This window comes from Pseudomonas sp. NFACC37-1 (assembly GCF_900101575.1).
Taxonomy (GTDB): domain Bacteria; phylum Pseudomonadota; class Gammaproteobacteria; order Pseudomonadales; family Pseudomonadaceae; genus Aquipseudomonas; species Aquipseudomonas fluorescens_AA.
Genome location: NZ_FMUZ01000001.1, coordinates 139,096 through 156,918, shown reverse-complemented (window position 1 = coordinate 156,918; position 17,823 = coordinate 139,096). Strand labels below are relative to the sequence as shown.

17 protein-coding genes are annotated in these 17,823 nt (G+C 61.3%); 13 read left to right on the top strand and 4 right to left on the bottom strand.

All coding sequences use genetic code 11. The features are described from left to right. Positions 1 to 127 precede the first annotated feature (127 nt). Entirely contained in the window at positions 128 to 1,675 is a 1,548-nt protein-coding gene (locus tag BLP82_RS00670) for a TerC family protein (RefSeq protein WP_092164493.1), read from the top strand. A 32-nt stretch (positions 1,676 to 1,707) separates the two neighbouring features. Next, complete coding sequence (locus tag BLP82_RS00665; RefSeq protein WP_092165005.1) at positions 1,708 to 2,814, top strand: NAD(P)/FAD-dependent oxidoreductase; 1,107 nt, start codon at positions 1,708 to 1,710, stop codon at positions 2,812 to 2,814. 37 nt (positions 2,815 to 2,851) lie between these two features. Here BLP82_RS00665 and BLP82_RS00660 read toward each other — a convergent pair whose 3' ends face one another. Next, positions 2,852 to 3,856, bottom strand: coding sequence for an NAD(P)-dependent oxidoreductase (locus BLP82_RS00660; protein ID WP_092164492.1), 1,005 nt, complete (start codon positions 3,854 to 3,856; stop codon positions 2,852 to 2,854). A gap of 110 nt (positions 3,857 to 3,966) precedes the next feature. Here BLP82_RS00660 and BLP82_RS00655 point away from each other — a divergent pair, with 110 nt between their 5' ends. From BLP82_RS00655 to BLP82_RS00645, 3 genes are all read left to right on the top strand, one after another. Further along, positions 3,967 to 4,581, top strand: coding sequence for a TetR/AcrR family transcriptional regulator (locus BLP82_RS00655; RefSeq protein WP_170842249.1), 615 nt, complete (start codon positions 3,967 to 3,969; stop codon positions 4,579 to 4,581). A gap of 70 nt (positions 4,582 to 4,651) precedes the next feature. Further along, positions 4,652 to 5,281 carry a LysE family translocator gene (locus BLP82_RS00650; protein WP_092164491.1) on the top strand — a complete coding sequence of 210 codons (630 nt, stop codon included), beginning with the start codon at positions 4,652 to 4,654 and terminating at the stop codon, positions 5,279 to 5,281. Positions 5,282 to 5,345: 64 nt separating this feature from the next. Next, positions 5,346 to 6,026: a class I SAM-dependent methyltransferase gene (locus tag BLP82_RS00645; RefSeq protein WP_092164485.1), complete on the top strand. Its 681-nt coding sequence runs from the start codon at positions 5,346 to 5,348 to the stop codon at positions 6,024 to 6,026. Between the two features lie 39 nt (positions 6,027 to 6,065). Here the strand turns inward: BLP82_RS00645 and BLP82_RS00640 are convergent, their stop codons facing one another. Next, entirely contained in the window at positions 6,066 to 7,307 is a 1,242-nt protein-coding gene (locus BLP82_RS00640) for an OprD family porin (RefSeq protein WP_092164483.1), read from the bottom strand. 242 nt (positions 7,308 to 7,549) lie between these two features. Between BLP82_RS00640 and BLP82_RS00635 the strand changes: the two genes are divergently transcribed. From BLP82_RS00635 to BLP82_RS00600, 8 genes are all read left to right on the top strand, one after another. Next, a complete protein-coding gene (locus tag BLP82_RS00635) occupies positions 7,550 to 8,497 on the top strand; it encodes a LysR family transcriptional regulator (protein WP_092164481.1) in 948 nt (315 codons plus the stop codon). Between the two features lie 91 nt (positions 8,498 to 8,588). Next, positions 8,589 to 9,380: a putative hydro-lyase gene (locus tag BLP82_RS00630; RefSeq protein ID WP_092164479.1), complete on the top strand. Its 792-nt coding sequence runs from the start codon at positions 8,589 to 8,591 to the stop codon at positions 9,378 to 9,380. A gap of 40 nt (positions 9,381 to 9,420) precedes the next feature. Continuing rightward, positions 9,421 to 9,618, top strand: a complete 198-nt coding sequence (locus BLP82_RS00625) for a hypothetical protein (protein WP_139197788.1) — start codon at positions 9,421 to 9,423, stop codon at positions 9,616 to 9,618. A gap of 211 nt (positions 9,619 to 9,829) precedes the next feature. Beyond that, positions 9,830 to 10,765, top strand: a complete 936-nt coding sequence (locus BLP82_RS00620) for a LysR family transcriptional regulator (RefSeq protein WP_092164478.1) — start codon at positions 9,830 to 9,832, stop codon at positions 10,763 to 10,765. A 97-nt stretch (positions 10,766 to 10,862) separates the two neighbouring features. Continuing rightward, positions 10,863 to 12,242: a UDP-glucose dehydrogenase family protein gene (locus BLP82_RS00615; RefSeq protein WP_092164477.1), complete on the top strand. Its 1,380-nt coding sequence runs from the start codon at positions 10,863 to 10,865 to the stop codon at positions 12,240 to 12,242. A 176-nt stretch (positions 12,243 to 12,418) separates the two neighbouring features. Continuing rightward, positions 12,419 to 13,126 carry an HPP family protein gene (locus BLP82_RS00610; protein WP_092164476.1) on the top strand — a complete coding sequence of 236 codons (708 nt, stop codon included), beginning with the start codon at positions 12,419 to 12,421 and terminating at the stop codon, positions 13,124 to 13,126. Positions 13,127 to 13,260: 134 nt separating this feature from the next. Further along, positions 13,261 to 14,367: an enoyl-CoA hydratase/isomerase family protein gene (locus BLP82_RS00605; RefSeq protein WP_092164475.1), complete on the top strand. Its 1,107-nt coding sequence runs from the start codon at positions 13,261 to 13,263 to the stop codon at positions 14,365 to 14,367. Positions 14,368 to 14,370: 3 nt separating this feature from the next. Then, positions 14,371 to 15,522, top strand: a complete 1,152-nt coding sequence (locus BLP82_RS00600) for an acyl-CoA dehydrogenase family protein (RefSeq protein WP_092164474.1) — start codon at positions 14,371 to 14,373, stop codon at positions 15,520 to 15,522. Between the two features lie 260 nt (positions 15,523 to 15,782). Here the strand turns inward: BLP82_RS00600 and BLP82_RS00595 are convergent, their stop codons facing one another. Beyond that, positions 15,783 to 16,556: an enoyl-CoA hydratase gene (locus tag BLP82_RS00595; RefSeq protein WP_092164473.1), complete on the bottom strand. Its 774-nt coding sequence runs from the start codon at positions 16,554 to 16,556 to the stop codon at positions 15,783 to 15,785. Between the two features lie 131 nt (positions 16,557 to 16,687). Continuing rightward, positions 16,688 to 17,815 carry an acyl-CoA dehydrogenase gene (locus tag BLP82_RS00590; RefSeq protein ID WP_092164472.1) on the bottom strand — a complete coding sequence of 376 codons (1,128 nt, stop codon included), beginning with the start codon at positions 17,813 to 17,815 and terminating at the stop codon, positions 16,688 to 16,690. Positions 17,816 to 17,823: the final 8 nt, after the last annotated feature.

Genomic DNA, 17,823 nt, shown 5'->3' with positions numbered 1-17,823 from the left:
GAACACCCTCCAGGAACCTCCCAGTCGCCTTTCAAAGAATCGTTTTCTCTCCTGTGCCCCAGCGGCCTGCATACGCTCGTTGCAGCCCCGGGCCCTCGCATTGACCGTCCGAGGGAGCGAATAATCCATGGAATGGATCGTTGACCCCACGGCATGGCTGGGCCTGCTGACGTTGATCGTGCTGGAGCTGGTGCTCGGCATCGATAACCTGGTATTCATCGCCATCCTGGCCGACAAACTTCCGCCCGAGCAGCGCGACCGTGCCCGTATCATCGGCCTGTCCCTGGCGTTGCTGATGCGCCTTGGCCTCCTCGCCAGCATCTCCTGGATGGTGACGTTGACCAACCCGCTGTTCGAGGTCTTCGGCAAGACGTTCTCGGGCCGGGATTTGATCATGCTATTCGGTGGTGTGTTCCTGTTGTTCAAGGCGACCATGGAGTTGCATGAACGACTCGAGGGCCACGTGGCGCAACGTTCCGGCAATGCCGCCTATGCGCTGTTCTGGCCTATCGTTGCGCAGATTGTGGTGCTGGACGCGGTCTTTTCCCTGGATGCGGTGATCACGGCCGTGGGGATGGTGGAGCACCTGTCGGTCATGATGATCGCGGTGATGTTCTCGATCGGCTTGATGATGATCGCGAGCAAGCCGCTGACAAAATTCGTCAACGGCCACCCTACCGTCATCATGCTGTGCTTGGGCTTCCTGATGATGATCGGCTTCAGCCTGACGGCTGAAGGACTGGGCTTCCACATCCCGAAAGGCTACTTGTACGCCGCGATTGGTTTCTCGATCCTGATCGAGCTGTTCAACCAGTTGGCGCGCTCGCGTCGCAAGAAAAGCCTGCAAGGTCTTCGACCGATGCGCGAGCGTACTGCCCATGCGGTGTTGCGCCTGCTGGGCGGTCAGAAGCTGGGGGCCGATGAAGTCGGCGAGGACATCGCCGACATGCTGGAAGGGGATGAGCCGGAGCAGGTTTTCCATCGGCGCGAACGGGTCATGATCAGTGGCGTGCTGCAATTGGCCGAGCGCCCGATACGCAGCGTGATGACGCCTCGTGCGCAAATTGACCACCTTGACGTGGCAGACGCTCCGCAAGAAATCCGTACGGCATTGATGCACTCTTCTTACTCGCGTTTGCCGTTGATCCGCGAAGGGCGCGTGGATGAGCCGCTAGGCTTTGTCCATAAGAAAGAACTGCTCAAGGAAATACTGGCGGGCAATCAGCCGAACCTGGAAGTCATGGCGCGCAAAGCCATCAACCTGCTCGACAGCTTCACGATCCTCAATGCACTGGAGCAAATGCGTAAAGAGTCGACCCACATCGCGTTCGTGGTGAACGAGTTCGGTGACTTCGTCGGCCTCCTCACCATGACTGACATCCTGGAATCCATTGCAGGTGAACTGCCGGATGCCAGTGAAATCGAAGGCCCGAACATTGTTCCCCAGCAAGAAGGTTTCCTGGTCAGCGGCGCCCTGAATCTCAGTCAGGTCCGCGAACATATCGGCTTCCAGGCGAAAGCGACAGAGGATTACCAGACGCTGGCTGGTTTGGTGATGAGCCTGCTGGATCGCTTACCGATCATTGGCGACACGCTCAGTTGCCAAGGATGGAGCATGACCGTGATGGAGGTTGAAGAACGTCGAGTGACCAGGGTGCTGTTGCGTAAGGAATAAGCACAGAGATGCAATTGAAAGGAGCCATGACGGTGAGTGTCGATATCGATTGCGTAGTCGTGGGTGCGGGTGTCGTCGGTCTTGCCGTCGCGCGGGAAATGGCCCTGGCAGGTCATGAGGTGCTGGTGATTGAAGCCGGAGAAGCGATTGGTATTGGCACAAGCTCGCGTAATTCCGAGGTGATCCATGCCGGGATCTACTACCCGCCCGGCAGTCTTAAGGCCCAGTTGTGCGTCGAGGGCAGGCATGCACTCTATGCCTACTGCGATAGCCATGGCGTTAGCACCCGTAAAACAGGAAAGCTGATCGTCGCCAAGGATGAAGCGCAAGTTCGCCAACTGGAAGTCTTGCTCGAGCGAGGACGGATGAATGGCGTGGAGGATCTACGCCTGCTCGATCGTGATCAGGCCCTCGCGCTGGAGCCTGCGCTTGAATGCATCGCAGCGTTGTATTCGCCGTCGACCGGCATCGTCGATTCCCATGCGTTGATGTTGGCGTTGCAGGGCGATGCTGAAGCGATGGGCACCACCATCGCGTTCTACTCGCCCCTGATCAGCGCCCGGGTCACCGCTGACGGTTTCCTTCTCAATGTCGCAGGGGCGGCACCGATGGCGCTGTCCTGCCGCCTGCTGATCAACGCGGCCGGCCTTAAAGCGCCTGCATTAGCCAGGCGCATGGAGGGCTTGGCGCAACAAACGGTACCCCGGGATTACCTGTGCAAAGGCAGCTACTTCAGCCTGGCCAAGCGTGCGCCCTTCACACATCTCATCTACCCCGCGCCGGAGGCCGCCGGCCTCGGGGTTCACATGACCGTGGACCTGGGCGGCCAAGCGCGTTTCGGCCCGGACACCGAATGGGTCGAGACCGAGGACTATCAGGTCGATCCATCGCGGGCCAATGCCTTCTATGCAGCGATTCGCAGCTACTGGCCCGGTTTATCGGACAACAGCTTGCAACCCGGGTACAGCGGGATTCGCCCGAAAATTTCCGCACCAGGCGAACCTGCCAGCGACTTTCTCATCAGCAGTGAACGGCTGCATAACGTTCCGGGATTGATCAATCTGTTCGGGATCGAATCGCCCGGGTTGACCTCTTGCCTTGCCATTGCCAAGCGGGTTCGGGCGCTGCTTGGACGCTAGCCACCGCGGGCCGCCTGGCTCGGGACTGCGCAGGTCATTACTCCTGCAGCTTGCGCAACTCACCGCCCTCCTTCTTCAAACGCTCCTGATACGCGCTGGCGTCCAACAGTTGATAAGGGAAATAAAGCCCTGGCGGAGTCGGTGGCTGGCCGTCCAACCCGAGCAGCCGTTCCAGAGTCATGGCGACGCTCAGGCCAGTCAAGGGCGCAGCGCCTGCCGGGTGGATGACCGCATGACGTGTATGCAGCGGTTCGCCCTTGAGGTCATCGCCAACCAGTTCAATGATGATCTCGGTGGACATCGGCCTACCCTGGCGTCGGCTTGAGCTCACCGCGGTGGCCATGTTGAACTGGACATTCGGTGCACCCGTCGCCGCCGCCAGGCCAACGACATCAATGGACGAGAAGCCCCAAGCCTCGATTTGCGTACCATCCACCGCATGGAATCTGGCCTTGGACTCCTCCCCTTCGCGCCAGACGAACACATCGTCGCGTCGTGTCAGCGCGGCAGGCAGCATTTTGTTCAAGTGTTCAAAGTCGGTGGCGACGGTCGGGCCGCCGGTGTCCTGCTCATCGACCAGCGCGTTGATACGGATATCGTGGACTCGGCTGAATGCCTGGGCAATGCTCAGTGTCGACACTGTTGTCGCGCCTGCCATCCATTCGTAACCCAGGACAATGGGCGAGGCATCAGGTCTGTGCATGTACATCCCGATTTCCGGCGCGATCTCGAAAACACCGGAGGAAATGCTGAGATGCGGCACGCCGCGTTTCTGCGCAAACCGCAACCCGGCAATAGCGTGGTCCATATAAAAGACCACGACGGCGCTGATCGGGCGATCGCCGAGGCCCAGGTCGTCTGCGGCGGAATCAATCACCACGCCCTGCGCCCGGCCAATGTGCTCCGCGGCACGCTGAGCCTTGGCAAGGTCGCGACCACCGATCAACAGGGGTACGTCGGGATGAGCGGCGCGCAGCGCCCGGGCGGTGTGGTGGCCAATGGCGCCAGAACCGCCCATTAGCAAGATAGGATCAAGTGACATAGTGTGTTCTCCTTGCCTCTGGTTTAAACCTACTTTCAGTAGGTAAGCTAGCACAACATCACGCACTTCAACCTACCATTGGTAGGTTTTTATCAACCAGGAACGAAAACGTGCAGAACAACACTGAGCAAAGCGCTATCAGCTCCCCTCCTCGCCGGCTTTCGAAAGCCGAACGGCGGCGACAGTTGCTGGATACCGCGTTATTGATCGTGCGCGAGGAAGACGCGGATCGCTTGACCTTGGGGCATCTGGCCGTTCGCGCCGGCGTATCCAAACCGGTGGTCTACGATCATTTCGGCACCCGCTCGGGCCTGTTGATCGAGCTCTACAAGTGGATCGATACCGAGCGGGTCACCGCTTTCCGTGACGCCATGTCCAAGACTGCGCGGAGCCTGGAAGAGACGGCGCTAGTCCTGGCCAGCGCCTACATTCATTGCGCGGCCGATAACACCGACGAATTCCATGCCGTGGGTGCAGCCCTGGCGGGCAGCGAGGAGAAGGCGGCGGTGTTCCAGGAGCTTCTGGATAACTGTGTGCAGATGTTCATGTCTGTGCTCGAACCTCATACGACGTGGTCAGCGGACGAACTCGAGCGATGCTGCATTGGCCTGGTTGGCGCGGGAGAAGCCCTGTCCGGCGCGTTGGTACGGGGGCGGCATGGCGAAGACGAGGTCATTGAGGCATTCGCTTTACTGATCCGCAGTGTCACTGTTGCTATCAGATAAGCCCGGACTGTAACTGACGCCCTCCTCGCCCTTCGCTTACTGTCGTGGCTCATCCCACGGAGTGATCCCGATGCCGGATACCGCCAATCTCTACCTGTTCGTGGTCGCTGTCGTGCTTCTGCTGATCGTCCCGGGGCCCAACATGGCCTTTGTCACCAGTCATGCATTGGCCCACGGCTGGCGTGTCGGCGTCGCGGCCGCCCTCGGCATTGCCTTTTCGGACGCGCTGATGACGCTGATGGTCAGTGCTGGCATTGGCGCGCTGGTCATGAGCTGGGCGCCAGCGTTCGACGTGCTACGCCTGGCCGGGGCCGGCTATCTGCTGTGGCTGGCCTGGCAAGCACTGAGAACGCCGGCAGCGACGCAGGATAGCCAGCTTCAGGCGGCTTCGCTGTGGAAAATTTTCTGCCGAGGTGCCCTCAACAGCCTCTTGAATCCCAAGGCGCTGTTGTTCTTCATGGTGTTCCTGCCCCAGTTCGTCAACGTCAAGGCTGGCGGCGTGAGCCTGCAGTTGATCTTCCTCGGAGCCTTGCTGGCACTGATTGCTCTGGTCTTCCATACGCTGCTGGGTGTTTGCGCCGCACAGCTCAGGGCAAAACTGGCAAGCGGCGGGATTTCAAGACGCCTGGGCACCTATGGTTTTGCCGGGGTCATGGCAGCGCTGGCGGCACGCCTGTTGTTTCTTGACCGACCGTTTTGACCTGCGACGCCCCTGCGCCAGCCGTTGTCCTATGCTTATTCGACCTATTGCCGGAGCTGGATCAATGTCGCTCTCCGAAACCACCCTCCTCCAAAGCTGGCACCACAATGCCCAAGCCTGGATCGAAGCCATCCGCACCGGCGCCATCGAAAGCCGTCAGACGGTCACCGACCAGGCCATGCTGCTGGCGGTACTGAGCCGTCAGCCCGAGCGCGTGCTGGATCTGGGTTGTGGCGAAGGTTGGTTGTTGCGGGCGCTGGCTGAACGGGGCGTCGAGGCGGTGGGTGTGGATGGCGACGCGACCTTGGTCGATGCGGCCCGGGCGTCGGGATCCTCGCCGGTGCATCTGGCAAGCTATGAAGCACTGGTAGAGACGAAGGTGGACGTCGGCAGCGGCTACGACCTGGTCTGCGCCAACTTCGCCCTGTTGCATCAGGACATCATCCCGCTGCTCGCCGCCATGAACGCTTTACTCAGCCCTGGCGGTGCACTGGTGATCCAGACGTTGCATCCCTGGACCGTGGCGGCGGGTAATTATCAGGACGGCTGGCGGGAAGAGACCTTCGATGGGTTCAAAGGCCAATGGCAGCCGATGCCGTGGTACTTCCGCACCTTGTCCAGTTGGCTCAATGCCTTGGACATGGCTGGTTTTCGACTGGTGGGCCTGCAGGAGCCGCAGCACCCGCAAAGCCCGGTGCCGCAGTCATTGCTTCTGGTGGCCGAGCAATCCCCGTCATGGCGTTAGCGACTCGACGGTCCCCCCTTCGGTGTTACCGGAATATCTTTACCACAGCGCCAGCGTATAGCTGACGATCAGCCGATTCCCATCCAGGTCATTGCCAAAATTCGAGCGCACCGTCGCGTTGCGCCATTTCAAGCCCAGGCCCTTCAACGTGCCGTCTTGCACCACATAGGCAATGTCCGTGTTGCGCTCCCATTCCTTGCCTTCGCCTGCGGTGCTGCGCTGGACGTTGTCGCCAGTGATGTATCGAGTCATGAAGGTCAGCCCGGGTACGCCAATGGCCGCGAAGTTGTAGTCATAACGCGCTTGCCAGGAACGCTCGTCGATGTTGGCGAAGTCGCCGATCTGCACGAAGTTGACCAGGTACGGATCGCTGCGGCCGATGTAGGGGAACGGATCGTCGCCGCTCATGCGCTGGTAGCCCAGGCCCACGGCATGGCCCGCCAGGCTGTAGGTGAACAAGGCGCCGAAGGCCTGGTTGTCGAGATCGCGGAAGCTGCCGTCTTCGGTGCTGCGAGAATAACGCACGTCACTCTTGAATGACTGGCCTGCGCCCAGGTCCAGGGTGTGGACGAACCCGAGGTAGTTTTGCTGGTAAATATCCTGCAACTGGCTATAGCGGTATTGCGCCGTAAGGTTCGGCAGGAACTGATAGTCCGCCCCGGCGAACTGGAACTGGTCACTGCTGCCACCGATGCGGTTGGCGGTCATGTCCTGGTAGTCGGTGGAGTCGACAAAGTTGATCTGCGTGAGTTGCCCAGCGGTCAACTTCAAACGATCGACTTCCTGCACGCTCAGTAACCCACCCTTGAACGTTCCCGGTAACAGGCGCGTATCGTTGGAGCTCACCGCCGGGTCCTTGATCTGCAACGTCCCCAGTTTCAAGGTGCTATTGGACAGGCGCACCTTGGCGGTCAGACCCAATTCGCCATAACGGTCCTGGGAGCCGCCTGACAAATCCGCCGGCAACAGATTGGTGCCGGCCGTGCCGCCGCCGGAGTCCAGCTTGAAACCGGCCATGCCCAAGGCATCGAGGCCGAAACCCACAGTCCCGGCGGTGTATCCCGATTCCATCCGCAGCAGGAAGCCCTGGGCCCATTCCTCGGCCTTGTCCCGCGCCCCTTCCTGGCGAAAGTCGCGGTTGAAGTAGAAGTTGCGGGCCTCCAGGCTGCCTTTGCTGTCGGCGATGAAGTCAGCCTGGGCGCACGGCACGCCGATCAGGCTCAGGCCGAGCAAGGTGCCCGCCGAGGTGCAGGTCCATCGAGGGAATGTGGCATGTTGCATGGCGCGCTCCTTTTATGGGCGCGAGCGAACCCACCAGGGGCTGTGCGCACGCCTCGTTATTGTTGTCATGGGGATACCGGCGCAGTGGGGCTGCGTCGTGGAGCGGATTCTTGGTGCCGGATCCGCGCAGCGTCAAACGGGAAAAAAGCCGGATCGGGCATAAGAAAATTTGATGCGCCCGATAGCCCGATCTGGAGTAACAATTGCAATCATAAGAACCAAACGCCCCCCAGAGAGCCTTCATGAACCTCAAATTCCTCGAAACCTTCGTCTGGGTCGCTCGGCTGCAAAGCTTCAGCCTCACCGCCGAGAAAATGTTCAGCACCCAGGCGGCGATCTCCAGCCGGATCGCGTCACTGGAAGAGGAACTGGGCCTGCGCCTGTTCGTGCGGGATTCGCGCGGGGTCTCGCTGACACCCGAAGGCCTCAAGGTGCTCGACTACGCGCAACAGATGCTCGACGTCCAACGGGCGTTGAAGCAATCACTGGACACCAGCACGCCGCAGCAAGGCCTGGTGCGCATCGGCGTGATGGATACGGTGATCCATACCTGGCTCAGCCCATTGATGTCGATGCTGATGCAGGCCTTCCCCGCCGTGGAAATCGAAATCACCGCCGATGCCGCACGCAACCTCTGTGAGCAATTGCAGAAAGGCTACCTGGACATCGTGTTCCAGACCGATCTGGTGCGCCACGAAAGCGTGCGCAACCTGGAACTGGGGCACTATCCCATGCACTGGATCGCCGCCAGCCAATCGATCTATGCCCGACCCTATGGGTCGTTGGTGGAGATGGCCAGCGAGCGCATCATCACCTTCGTCAAGCATTCGCGCCCGCATCAAGACGTGCTGAATCTGCTGTACGCCCATGGCGTGAGTGCGCCGCGGGTCAGTTGCGTCAATTCGGTCTCGGCCATGACCCGGCTGATTCGTGACGGTTTCGGCATCGGGGCCTTACCGGCCGCACTGGTGACCAAGCCCCTGGCCAGCGGCGAATTGATCCAGCTCGAACCCGGCACCGCCCTGCCCCAACTGGACGTCGTTGCGTCCTGGCGCGCCGGCGTCGGCCTGGAGTTGATCGAGAGCATCGTCCAGATGAGCCGCCAGGTGGTCAGCCAATACGCTGTCGATATCGGGCCCTTGCGCATGGTGGCCGCCCCTGGCCTGAACAGCCAGGCGCCGCTCGAATAACTTTTAGTTGTCGCGGGGTACCAATATTCCTTGTTGGACGTCCTCACCACGCTGTTCTCAAAGTAGCGAACGAACACTTGGAGACCCCGTGATGACGTCCTTCGAACAACTGCAGCAATGCACGCCTCTCGTCCTGCGCCAAAGCATCGCCGCCGGCCAGTACCAGGGCCATACCAGCGGCCTGGGCCAGGGTTGCGTGCAAGCCAATATCGTGATTCTGCCCGGCGACTGGGCCAATGAGTTCCTGCGCTACTGCACCCTCAACCGCCAGGCCTGCCCGGTGCTTGACGTGACCGAGCCAGGGGATCCGTTCTTCCGCAACCTGGGCGCGGCCATCGATATCCGTCATGAAGTGCCTCAATACCGGGTCTATCGCCACGGCAAATTGAGCGAATCGCCGGTGGACATCGAACACCTGTGGCAGGACGACCTGGTGGCCTTCGCCCTCGGTTGCTCGTTCTCCTTCGAACAACCCTTGCTGGAGGCCGGCATCCGTTTGCGGCACATTGAACTGGGGCGCAATGTCGCGATGTTCCAGACCAACATCGACACGCGCCCCACCGCCCGCCTGTCTGGCAAGATGGTGGTGACCATGCGGCCGATGAAAGCCGCCGCTGCCATCCAGGCGATCCAGATTACCGGGCGTATGCCCAATGTCCACGGCGCCCCGGTGCACATCGGCGATCCTTCACTTATCGGCATTCAATCCCTGGCCACGCCGGACTACGGCGATGCCGTACCGGTGGAAGCGGACGAGATCCCAGTGTTCTGGGCCTGCGGCGTGACGCCTCAATCGGTGGTCCAGGCCTCGCGCCCACCGCTGTGCATCACCCATGCCCCGGGCTGCATGCTGGTGACGGACTTATGTAACAGTGATTTGTAGGCCTCGAACGAGGCTGCTTTGCGACTTGAAGGGATACACGATGAATACTGCTCAGTTCTCGATTCAACAGTACATCCGTGCCAAGGACGGCAACCGCCCGCACCTGCTGGACCAGGCCTTTACAGCGGCGGCTATTCTGGACATGGTTGTGCACACTGGCGCCATCACGTTTCCCGACCACGTTGAAGGCCGTGCCGCATTTGGACGAATTGCTAGAGGTAGTCCGCTGCTTGGCTAATACCGGAGCGGTGAAGAAAATGAAGCCAGCCTAGGCAATTGTGGCGAGGGGATTTCTCTGTGGGAGCAAAGCTTGCTCGCGATGCAAAGGCCTCGGTTCCTAGGGAGACCGCGTCATCTTCATCGCGGGCAAGCCTTGCTCCCACCGGGTGGGGTTACTCCCGTCGCCACTGTTTCTATGCTCCCATGACTGTTCCAAGGAGCCGCCCCCAGTGAACATCAAGTTTCTCGAAACCTTCGTCTGGGTGGCCCGCCTGAAGAGCTTTCGCCTCACCGCGGAAAAGCTGTTCACCACCCAGGCCTCCATTTCCAGCCGGATCGCCGCCCTGGAAGACGAAATGGGCGTGCGCCTGTTCGTGCGCGACTCCAAAGGGGTGTCGTTGACCTCCGAGGGCCAGCGCGTGCTGGAATACGCCGAGCGCATCATGGACACCATGCAAAGCATGAAAGCCGTGATCAAGGACCCGCGCCAGGTGCGCGGCCGTATCCGAATCGGCGCGATGGATACGGTGATCCACACCTGGCTCAGTCCCTTGGTGACACGCCTGATGGAATGCTACCCGGCCCTGGAAATCGAACTGTCGGCCGACACCGCGAGCAACCTCTGCTCACAGCTGGAAAAAGGCTACCAGGACATCATTTTCCAGACCGACATCCTGCGCCTGGACAGCGTGCGCAATGCGTTGCTGACCCGTTACCCGATGCACTGGGTGGTGCGCACCGGCTCCGCCTATGACCGAGCCTATGGGTCACTGGAAGATCTGTCCCAGGAACGCATCGTGACATTTTCACGCAATTCACGACCCCACCAGGACATCCTCAACCTGCTGCACTCGGCCAACATCGTCTCGCCCCGCATCAACTGCGTGAACTCGGCCTCGGCGATCACCCGCCTGGTTCGCGACGGCTTTGGCATCGGCGCCATGCCCGCGGCGCTGGTGGTCGGCGAACTGGCCCAGGGCACACTGACTTTGGTGGAGGGCGTGCCGCTGCCATCGGTCATGGACATCGTCGCCAGTTGGCGGACCGGCGCCGGAATGGAGCGGGTGGAAGACATCGTCAGCCTGACCCGGGAAGTGGTCGGCGAGTTCGTCGCGCAATTGCCAGTCGCATACCGGTTGGCGGGGCAAGACTTCCGCGGGCTGTAAGTGAACTGCAACATCCCCGACTTATTCTGAACCAAGCGCACTGCGGCGAACGCTGGTTGTGCATGTCGCTTGCTCGGAATGATCCAGGGAATCCACCATGAAGATCAGTGTATTCGGAAGTGGTTACGTAGGGTTGGTGCAAGCCGCCGTGTTGGCCGAGGTGGGTCATGACGTGGTGTGCATGGACATCGACGAGCGTAAGGTCGACAGCCTTCGGCAAGGCCAGGTGAGTATTTTCGAACCCGGCCTGGCTGCGCTGGTGCGCGAAGGGCTGGAGACCGGGCGTTTGCACTTCACCTGTGATGAACAGCTTGCCGTGCAACACGGCCAGGTGCTGTTTATCGCGGTGGGCACGCCCTCCCGGGACGATGGCAGTGCCGATCTGAGTCAGGTGCTGGCCGTTGGCGAGGCCGTCGCGCGCTACCGCGAGCAACCGCTCATCGTGGTGGAGAAGTCCACCGTGCCGGTGGGCACCGGTGACGTTTTGCGGGCGCACATCGACAAATGCCTGCTCAAGGCCAGTCGCTTGCTGCAGTTCGATATCGTCTCCAACCCCGAATTCCTCAAGGAGGGCTCGGCCGTCGCCGATTGCCGGCGTCCGGATCGCATCGTGATCGGCTGCGAGCGCGATGAAGTGCGCGAAACCATGCGCGACCTGTACGCACCCTTCAACCGCAACCACGACCGGGTCCTGTTCATGGACCTGCGCAGCGCCGAGCTGACCAAATACGCGGCCAACGGCATGCTGGCGACCAAGATCAGCTTTATCAACCAGATCGCCGAACTGGCCGAACACCTGGGGGCCGACATCGAGTCCGTGCGCCTGGGCATCGGCGCCGACTCGCGCATCGGCTACCACTTCATTTACCCGGGATGCGGCTACGGCGGTTCGTGCTTTCCCAAGGACATGCGCGCCCTGATCCACACCGCCGAGCAGGCTCACTGTTCCAGTGACCTGCTGCAAGCGGTGGAAGCCATCAACGGTCGGCAGAAACACAAGCTGTTCGAGCGGATCAACGCGTTCTACCAGGGCGACCTGCGCGGCAAGACCTTCGCACTGTGGGGCCTGGCCTTCAAACCCAACACCGACGACATGCGCGATGCGCCGAGCCGCACCCTGCTGGAGTCGCTCTGGGCTGCGGGAGCCAGTGTCCGCGCCTTTGACCCCGAGGCGATGCAGCAGACGCAACTGCTCTATCCCGACGAAACCCGACTCATGCTGATGGGCACGCCGGAATCGGTGTTGCCAGGGGCCGATGCGCTGGTCATCTGCACCGAATGGCAGCCTTTCAAGGCACCGGACTTCGACTTGATCCGGCAGCGACTCAAGGCCCCGGTGATTTTCGACGGGCGCAACCTGTTCGACCCGGAACGCATGGCCGACAAGGGCTTTACCTATTTTCCGATGGGCCGCGGCCAGTCACGCAACCTGCCCATTGCCCAGCAAACGTGGTTCCCCGCCTCAAGAAGCGCTTGAGCCTGACCGTTACCTCAAAATTAATGCACTCAACCAGCATTAATATGAATTTGTAAGCAAGGGTTGTGACCGGCACACTGTGCACCGTTCCTCCCCCGACTGTTGGAACACTTAAAGGGCTTTCTGGAATTTTCCCGTAAGCCCCTTTTTTTGTTCGTTTTTTGGATTCTCGCTAAATGCTTTCTCGCTGGGTCCCCGCCGCTATCAATACCCGTCCCAGCGAATGGAGTCGCGCCGCCATCGGCATGGCGCTGGGGACGATGTCCAGTGTCTGGCTATGTGGCCAGGTCTTTGGCCTTGAGGTGGCGCAACACCTGATCGGCCCCCTCGGCGCTTCGGCCGTGTTGTTGTTTGCCGTGTCCTCGGGCGCCCTCGCCCAGCCCTGGTCGATTGTCGGCGGCTACCTGTGTGCGTCGGTCGTGGCACTGCTGGTGGTCCATGTATTGGGGCGGACGCTGGGCAGCGCCTGCCTGGCGGCCGGCATGGCGCTGGTGTTGATGTGCTGGCTGCGTTGCCTGCACCCACCGGCAGGCGCCCTGGCGGCGACCTTGGTGCTGGCGGATCCGTCCATCGTTGCCCTGGACTGGCAGGCGGTCGGCGCGGCCATGTTGGCCGGCTCCGGGCTACTCGCCTTTGCGCTGGCCTACAACAACCTGACGCGGGTGCGCTATCCCAAGCGCGCCAGCGAACCGGCGGCCGTCATACCGGCTGACCACCCTCCCATCGACCGACAGGCCATCACCGCCGAAGACCTGAAATTGGCCCTGGCGGAAATGGAGGCCTTCTTCGACGTCACCCCGCAAGATCTCGAACAATTGATCCAGGCCAGCGAACGAAATGCCAGGCGCCGCAGCATCGCGGAGGTACTTTCCGGTCGCGGTTGAGCCTGTGGCTGCTATAAATATGCAGACAGGACCTGCACGTATCCCGGTTGTGCAAGGCAAATTTGCACTGGTACGATCCTGAACGGGTACGCGCGACACCATTCGTAAAAAACAATAAAAGCAGGGAGTTAGCGATGACAGCTCAGGTTTCATCCCAAGCTGCGCCAGCCATGGACACCGTGGCCAATGAGGTGCTGGTCGACGTTCGCAATCACATTGGCCATTTGACCCTGAACCGCCCCGCCGGCCTCAATGCCCTCACCCTGGGCATGGTGCGCAGCTTGCAGCAACAACTCGATACTTGGGCACTCGACCCACACATTCGCGCGGTGGTACTGCGTGGCGCGGGCGACAAGGCCTTCTGCGCCGGCGGTGATATCCGCTCGCTGTACGACAGCCACAAGCAGGGCGACACCCTGCATGAAGATTTCTTCGTCGAAGAATACGCCCTCGACCTGACGATCCACCATTATCGCAAACCGATCCTCGCCCTGATGGACGGCTTCGTGCTGGGTGGCGGCATGGGCCTGGTGCAAGGCGCCGACCTGCGGATCGTGACTGAACGCAGTCGCCTGGGCATGCCGGAAGTCGCCATCGGTTATTTCCCGGACGTGGGCGGCAGTTATTTCCTGTCGCGCATTCCCGGTGAGCTGGGGATCTACCTGGGGGTCAGCGGCGTACAGATCCGCGCCGCCGATGCATTGTATTGCGGGCTCGCCGACTGGTACCTCGACAGCCACAAGCTCAAGCAGCTCGACGAGCGTCTCGATCGACTTGAGTGGCACGACATGCCGCTCAAGGACCTGCAAAGCCTGCTGGCCAAACTCGGCCAGCAACAGCTCCCTGCGCCCCCCCTGGCCGATTTGCGGCCGGCCATTGACCATTTCTTTGCCCTGCCCGATGTGCCAAGCATGGTCGAGCAGTTGCGCCAGGTCACCGTCGTCAACAGCCACGAATGGGCGCTGAAGACCGCAGACGTGCTGGACAGTCGCTCGCCCCTGGCCATGGCCGTGACCCTGGAAATGCTGCGGCGCGGTCGGCATCTGAGCCTGGAAGACTGTTTTGCCCTGGAGCTGCACCTGGACCGGCAATGGTTCGAACGCGGTGACCTGATCGAAGGCGTGCGCGCCTTGCTGATCGACAAAGACAAGAACCCGCGCTGGAACCCGCCGACCCTGGAGACGCTGGACGCCGACCATGTGGCGAGTTTCTTCGACGGCTTCGACGACCACAGGAACTGAGCCATGCACGACCTCGAACTGACCGAAGAACAAGTGATGATCCGCGACATGGCCCGGGACTTCGCCCGTGGTGAAATCGCTCCCCATGCCCAGGCGTGGGAAAAAGCCGGCTGGATTGACGACGGCCTGGTGGCAAAGATGGGTGAACTGGGTCTGTTGGGGATGGTGGTACCGGAAGAATGGGGCGGCACCTACGTCGATTACGTGGCCTATGCCCTGGCGGTGGAGGAAATCTCCGCGGGCGACGGTGCCACCGGGGCGCTGATGAGCATCCACAACTCGGTGGGTTGCGGGCCGGTCCTGAATTTTGGCACCGATGAACAGAAACAGACATGGCTGGCCGAACTTGCCAGTGGCCAGGCCATTGGCTGCTTCTGCCTGACCGAGCCCCAGGCCGGTTCCGAAGCCCACAACCTGCGCACCCGGGCCGAACTGCGCGATGGCCAGTGGGTGATCAACGGCGCCAAGCAATTCGTCAGCAACGGCAAACGGGCGAAACTGGCCATCGTGTTTGCGGTGACGGACCCGGAGCTGGGCAAAAAAGGCATTTCGGCGTTCCTGGTGCCCACGGATACACCCGGGTTCATCGTCGATCGCACCGAACACAAGATGGGCATCCGCGCTTCGGACACCTGCGCGGTCACCTTGAGCAATTGCACCGTCCCCGAGGCCAACCTGCTGGGCGCCCGAGGCAAAGGCCTGGCCATCGCTTTGTCCAACCTGGAAGGCGGTCGCATCGGCATCGCGGCGCAAGCCTTGGGCATCGCCCGCGCGGCGTTCGAAGCGGCGCTGGCCTACGCACGCGATCGCGTCCAGTTCGACAAGCCGATCATCGAGCACCAGAGCATCGCCAACCTGCTGGCCGACATGCACACCCGCATTAACGCCACCCGCCTGCTCATCCTCCACGCCGCCCGCCTGCGCAGCGCCGGCAAGCCGTGCCTGTCGGAAGCCTCCCAAGCCAAGCTGTTTGCCTCGGAAATGGCCGAGAAGGTTTGCTCCTCGGCCATACAGATTCACGGTGGGTACGGGTACCTTGAGGATTACCCAGTAGAACGCTATTACCGCGACGCGCGGATTACCCAGATCTATGAAGGGTCGAGCGAGATCCAGCGAATGGTCATCGCCCGGGAGTTGAAACACTACCTGGTGTGATGGCTGGAAAAAGCATCGCGAGCAAGCTCGCTCCCACAGTGTCCAGTGGTGTACGCAAATGGCGCGTACACCTGAGATCCACTGTGGGAGCGGGCTTGCTCGCGAAAGCGGTGGGTCAGTCACTTCTATGCTGAATGTGCCGGCGTCTTCGCGGGCAAGCCCGCTCCCACAGGGGCTGGTGGCGTATGCAAATGCTGCGTACACCTCCGGCACCCTGTGGGAGCGAGCTTGCTCGCGATGGCGTCAGTCGGAACGCCGCCTTACTTGTCCTGAAACTCCGCCGCGCGCTTGGCCACGAATGCCGCCATGCCTTCTTTCTGATCCTGCGTCGCGAACGCCGCGTGGAATACCCGGCGCTCGAAACGTACGCCTTCGGACAGGCTGACTTCAAACGCACGGTTGACGCTTTCCTTGACCATCATGCTGATGGGCACCGACTTGGAGGCAATCAACGCTGCGGTTTTCAGCGCATCGTCCAGCAGTTCATCGGCCGGTAGGATCCGCGCGACGATACCGCAGCGCTCGGCTTCTACCGCGTCGATAAAGCGCCCGGTCAGGCACATTTCCATGGCCTTGGCCTTGCCCACCGCCCGGGTCAGGCGCTGGGTGCCGCCCATGCCCGGCAGCACGCCGAGGTTGATTTCCGGCTGGCCGAACTTGGCATTGTCGCCGGCCAGGATGAAGTCGCACATCAACGCCAGTTCGCAGCCACCGCCCAAGGCAAAACCGTTCACCGCCGCGATGATCGGCTTGCGGCGGTTGGCCACGCGGTCGCTGTCGCTGAACAGGTCGTCCAGGTAGATCTGCGGGTAGGTCAGCTCAGCCATTTCCTTGATGTCGGCACCGGCGGCGAAGGCTTTTTTCGAGCCCGTCAGCACGATACAACCAATGCTCGGATCCGCCTCCAGGCTATCCAGCGCGTGGTTCAGCTCGCTGACGATCTGCGCATTCAAGGCGTTCAAGGCCTGGGGACGGTTGAGGGTGATCAAGCCGACGCGGTCCTTGATCTCCAATAAAATCGTTTCATAGCTCATGCAGGACTCCTGTTAAACGCTGTATTTGACTCGATGCCCTGTAGGAGCTGCCGAAGGCTGCGATCTTTTCCCGCCAATTGAGTCTTGAACGAAAGCAAAATCAAAAGATCGCAGCCTGCGGCAGCTCCTACTCAAAGATTGCGCGAAATGACCATGCGCTGAATGTCGCTGGTGCCTTCGTAGATCTGGCAGACCCGCACGTCGCGGTAGATGCGCTCCAGCGGGAAGTCGTTGAGGTAACCGTAACCGCCCAGGGTTTGCAACGCCATGGAGCAGACTTTTTCAGCCATTTCCGAAGCGAACAACTTGGCCATGGACGCCTCCACCAAAGCAGGCTGGCCACTGTCCCGCAGGGTGGCGGCGTAGTGCACCATTTGCCGGGCCACGGCGATCTGGGTCGCCATGTCCGCCAGGCGGAACGCCACGGCCTGGTGCTCGATGATCGGTTTGCCGAAACTGGAGCGCTCCCTGGCATAGTCCCGGGCCGCTTCGAACGCGGCGCGGGCCATGCCCACCGCTTGCGCCGCGATGCCCACCCGTCCACCTTCCAGGTTCGCCAGGGCGATCTTGTAGCCCTCACCCTCCTCGCCCAGGCGATTGCCCACCGGCACCTTCACCTCCTCGAAGAGGATCTGGCAGGTATCGGAGGCGTGCTGGCCGAGTTTGTCTTCGACCCGCGCCACGCTGTAGCCCGGTGAATCGGTCGGCACGATGAACGCACTGATGCCACGCTTGCCGGCGTTCGGATCGGTCACCGCAAAGACAATGACCACCCCGGCGTTCTGCCCGGAGGTGATGAACTGCTTGCAACCGTTGAGCACGTAATGATCGCCCTCCAAGCGCGCCCGCGTCTTGAGGCTGCTGGCGTCCGAACCGGCCTGGGGCTCGGTCAGGGCAAACGCGCCGAGCATTGCGCCGCTGGCCAGGGGCGTGAGGAATTTCGCCTTCTGCTCATCGTTGCCGAACTTGAGGATCGGCACGCAGCCCACTGAGTTGTGCACGCTCATGATGGTCGAGCAGGCGCCATCGCCAGCGGCGACTTCCTCCAGGGTCATCGCATAGGCCAGGTAACCGGTGTCACAGCCGCCCCACTGCTCCGGCACCAGCATGCCGAAAAAGCCTAGCTCGGCCATCTCAGCGATGGCTTCCCTGGGGAAACGGTGCTCGCGGTCCCACTCGGCCGCGAACGGTTTCAGGCGTTCCTGGGCGAACTGCCGGGCCATGTCGCGGATTTGGGTCTGTTCTTCAGTCGGGAGCATAGTGGTTC

Coding starts and splice junctions, on each gene's coding strand:
- BLP82_RS00670 (WP_092164493.1), top strand. CDS start 128: ATGGAATGGATCGTTGACCCCACGGCATGGCTGGGCCTGCTGACGTTG.
- BLP82_RS00660 (WP_092164492.1), bottom strand. CDS start 3,856: ATGTCACTTGATCCTATCTTGCTAATGGGCGGTTCTGGCGCCATTGGC.
- BLP82_RS00650 (WP_092164491.1), top strand. CDS start 4,652: ATGCCGGATACCGCCAATCTCTACCTGTTCGTGGTCGCTGTCGTGCTT.
- BLP82_RS00645 (WP_092164485.1), top strand. CDS start 5,346: ATGTCGCTCTCCGAAACCACCCTCCTCCAAAGCTGGCACCACAATGCC.
- BLP82_RS00640 (WP_092164483.1), bottom strand. CDS start 7,307: ATGCAACATGCCACATTCCCTCGATGGACCTGCACCTCGGCGGGCACC.
- BLP82_RS00635 (WP_092164481.1), top strand. CDS start 7,550: ATGAACCTCAAATTCCTCGAAACCTTCGTCTGGGTCGCTCGGCTGCAA.
- BLP82_RS00630 (WP_092164479.1), top strand. CDS start 8,589: ATGACGTCCTTCGAACAACTGCAGCAATGCACGCCTCTCGTCCTGCGC.
- BLP82_RS00625 (WP_139197788.1), top strand. CDS start 9,421: ATGAATACTGCTCAGTTCTCGATTCAACAGTACATCCGTGCCAAGGAC.
- BLP82_RS00615 (WP_092164477.1), top strand. CDS start 10,863: ATGAAGATCAGTGTATTCGGAAGTGGTTACGTAGGGTTGGTGCAAGCC.
- BLP82_RS00610 (WP_092164476.1), top strand. CDS start 12,419: ATGCTTTCTCGCTGGGTCCCCGCCGCTATCAATACCCGTCCCAGCGAA.
- BLP82_RS00605 (WP_092164475.1), top strand. CDS start 13,261: ATGACAGCTCAGGTTTCATCCCAAGCTGCGCCAGCCATGGACACCGTG.
- BLP82_RS00600 (WP_092164474.1), top strand. CDS start 14,371: ATGCACGACCTCGAACTGACCGAAGAACAAGTGATGATCCGCGACATG.
- BLP82_RS00595 (WP_092164473.1), bottom strand. CDS start 16,556: ATGAGCTATGAAACGATTTTATTGGAGATCAAGGACCGCGTCGGCTTG.
- BLP82_RS00590 (WP_092164472.1), bottom strand. CDS start 17,815: ATGCTCCCGACTGAAGAACAGACCCAAATCCGCGACATGGCCCGGCAG.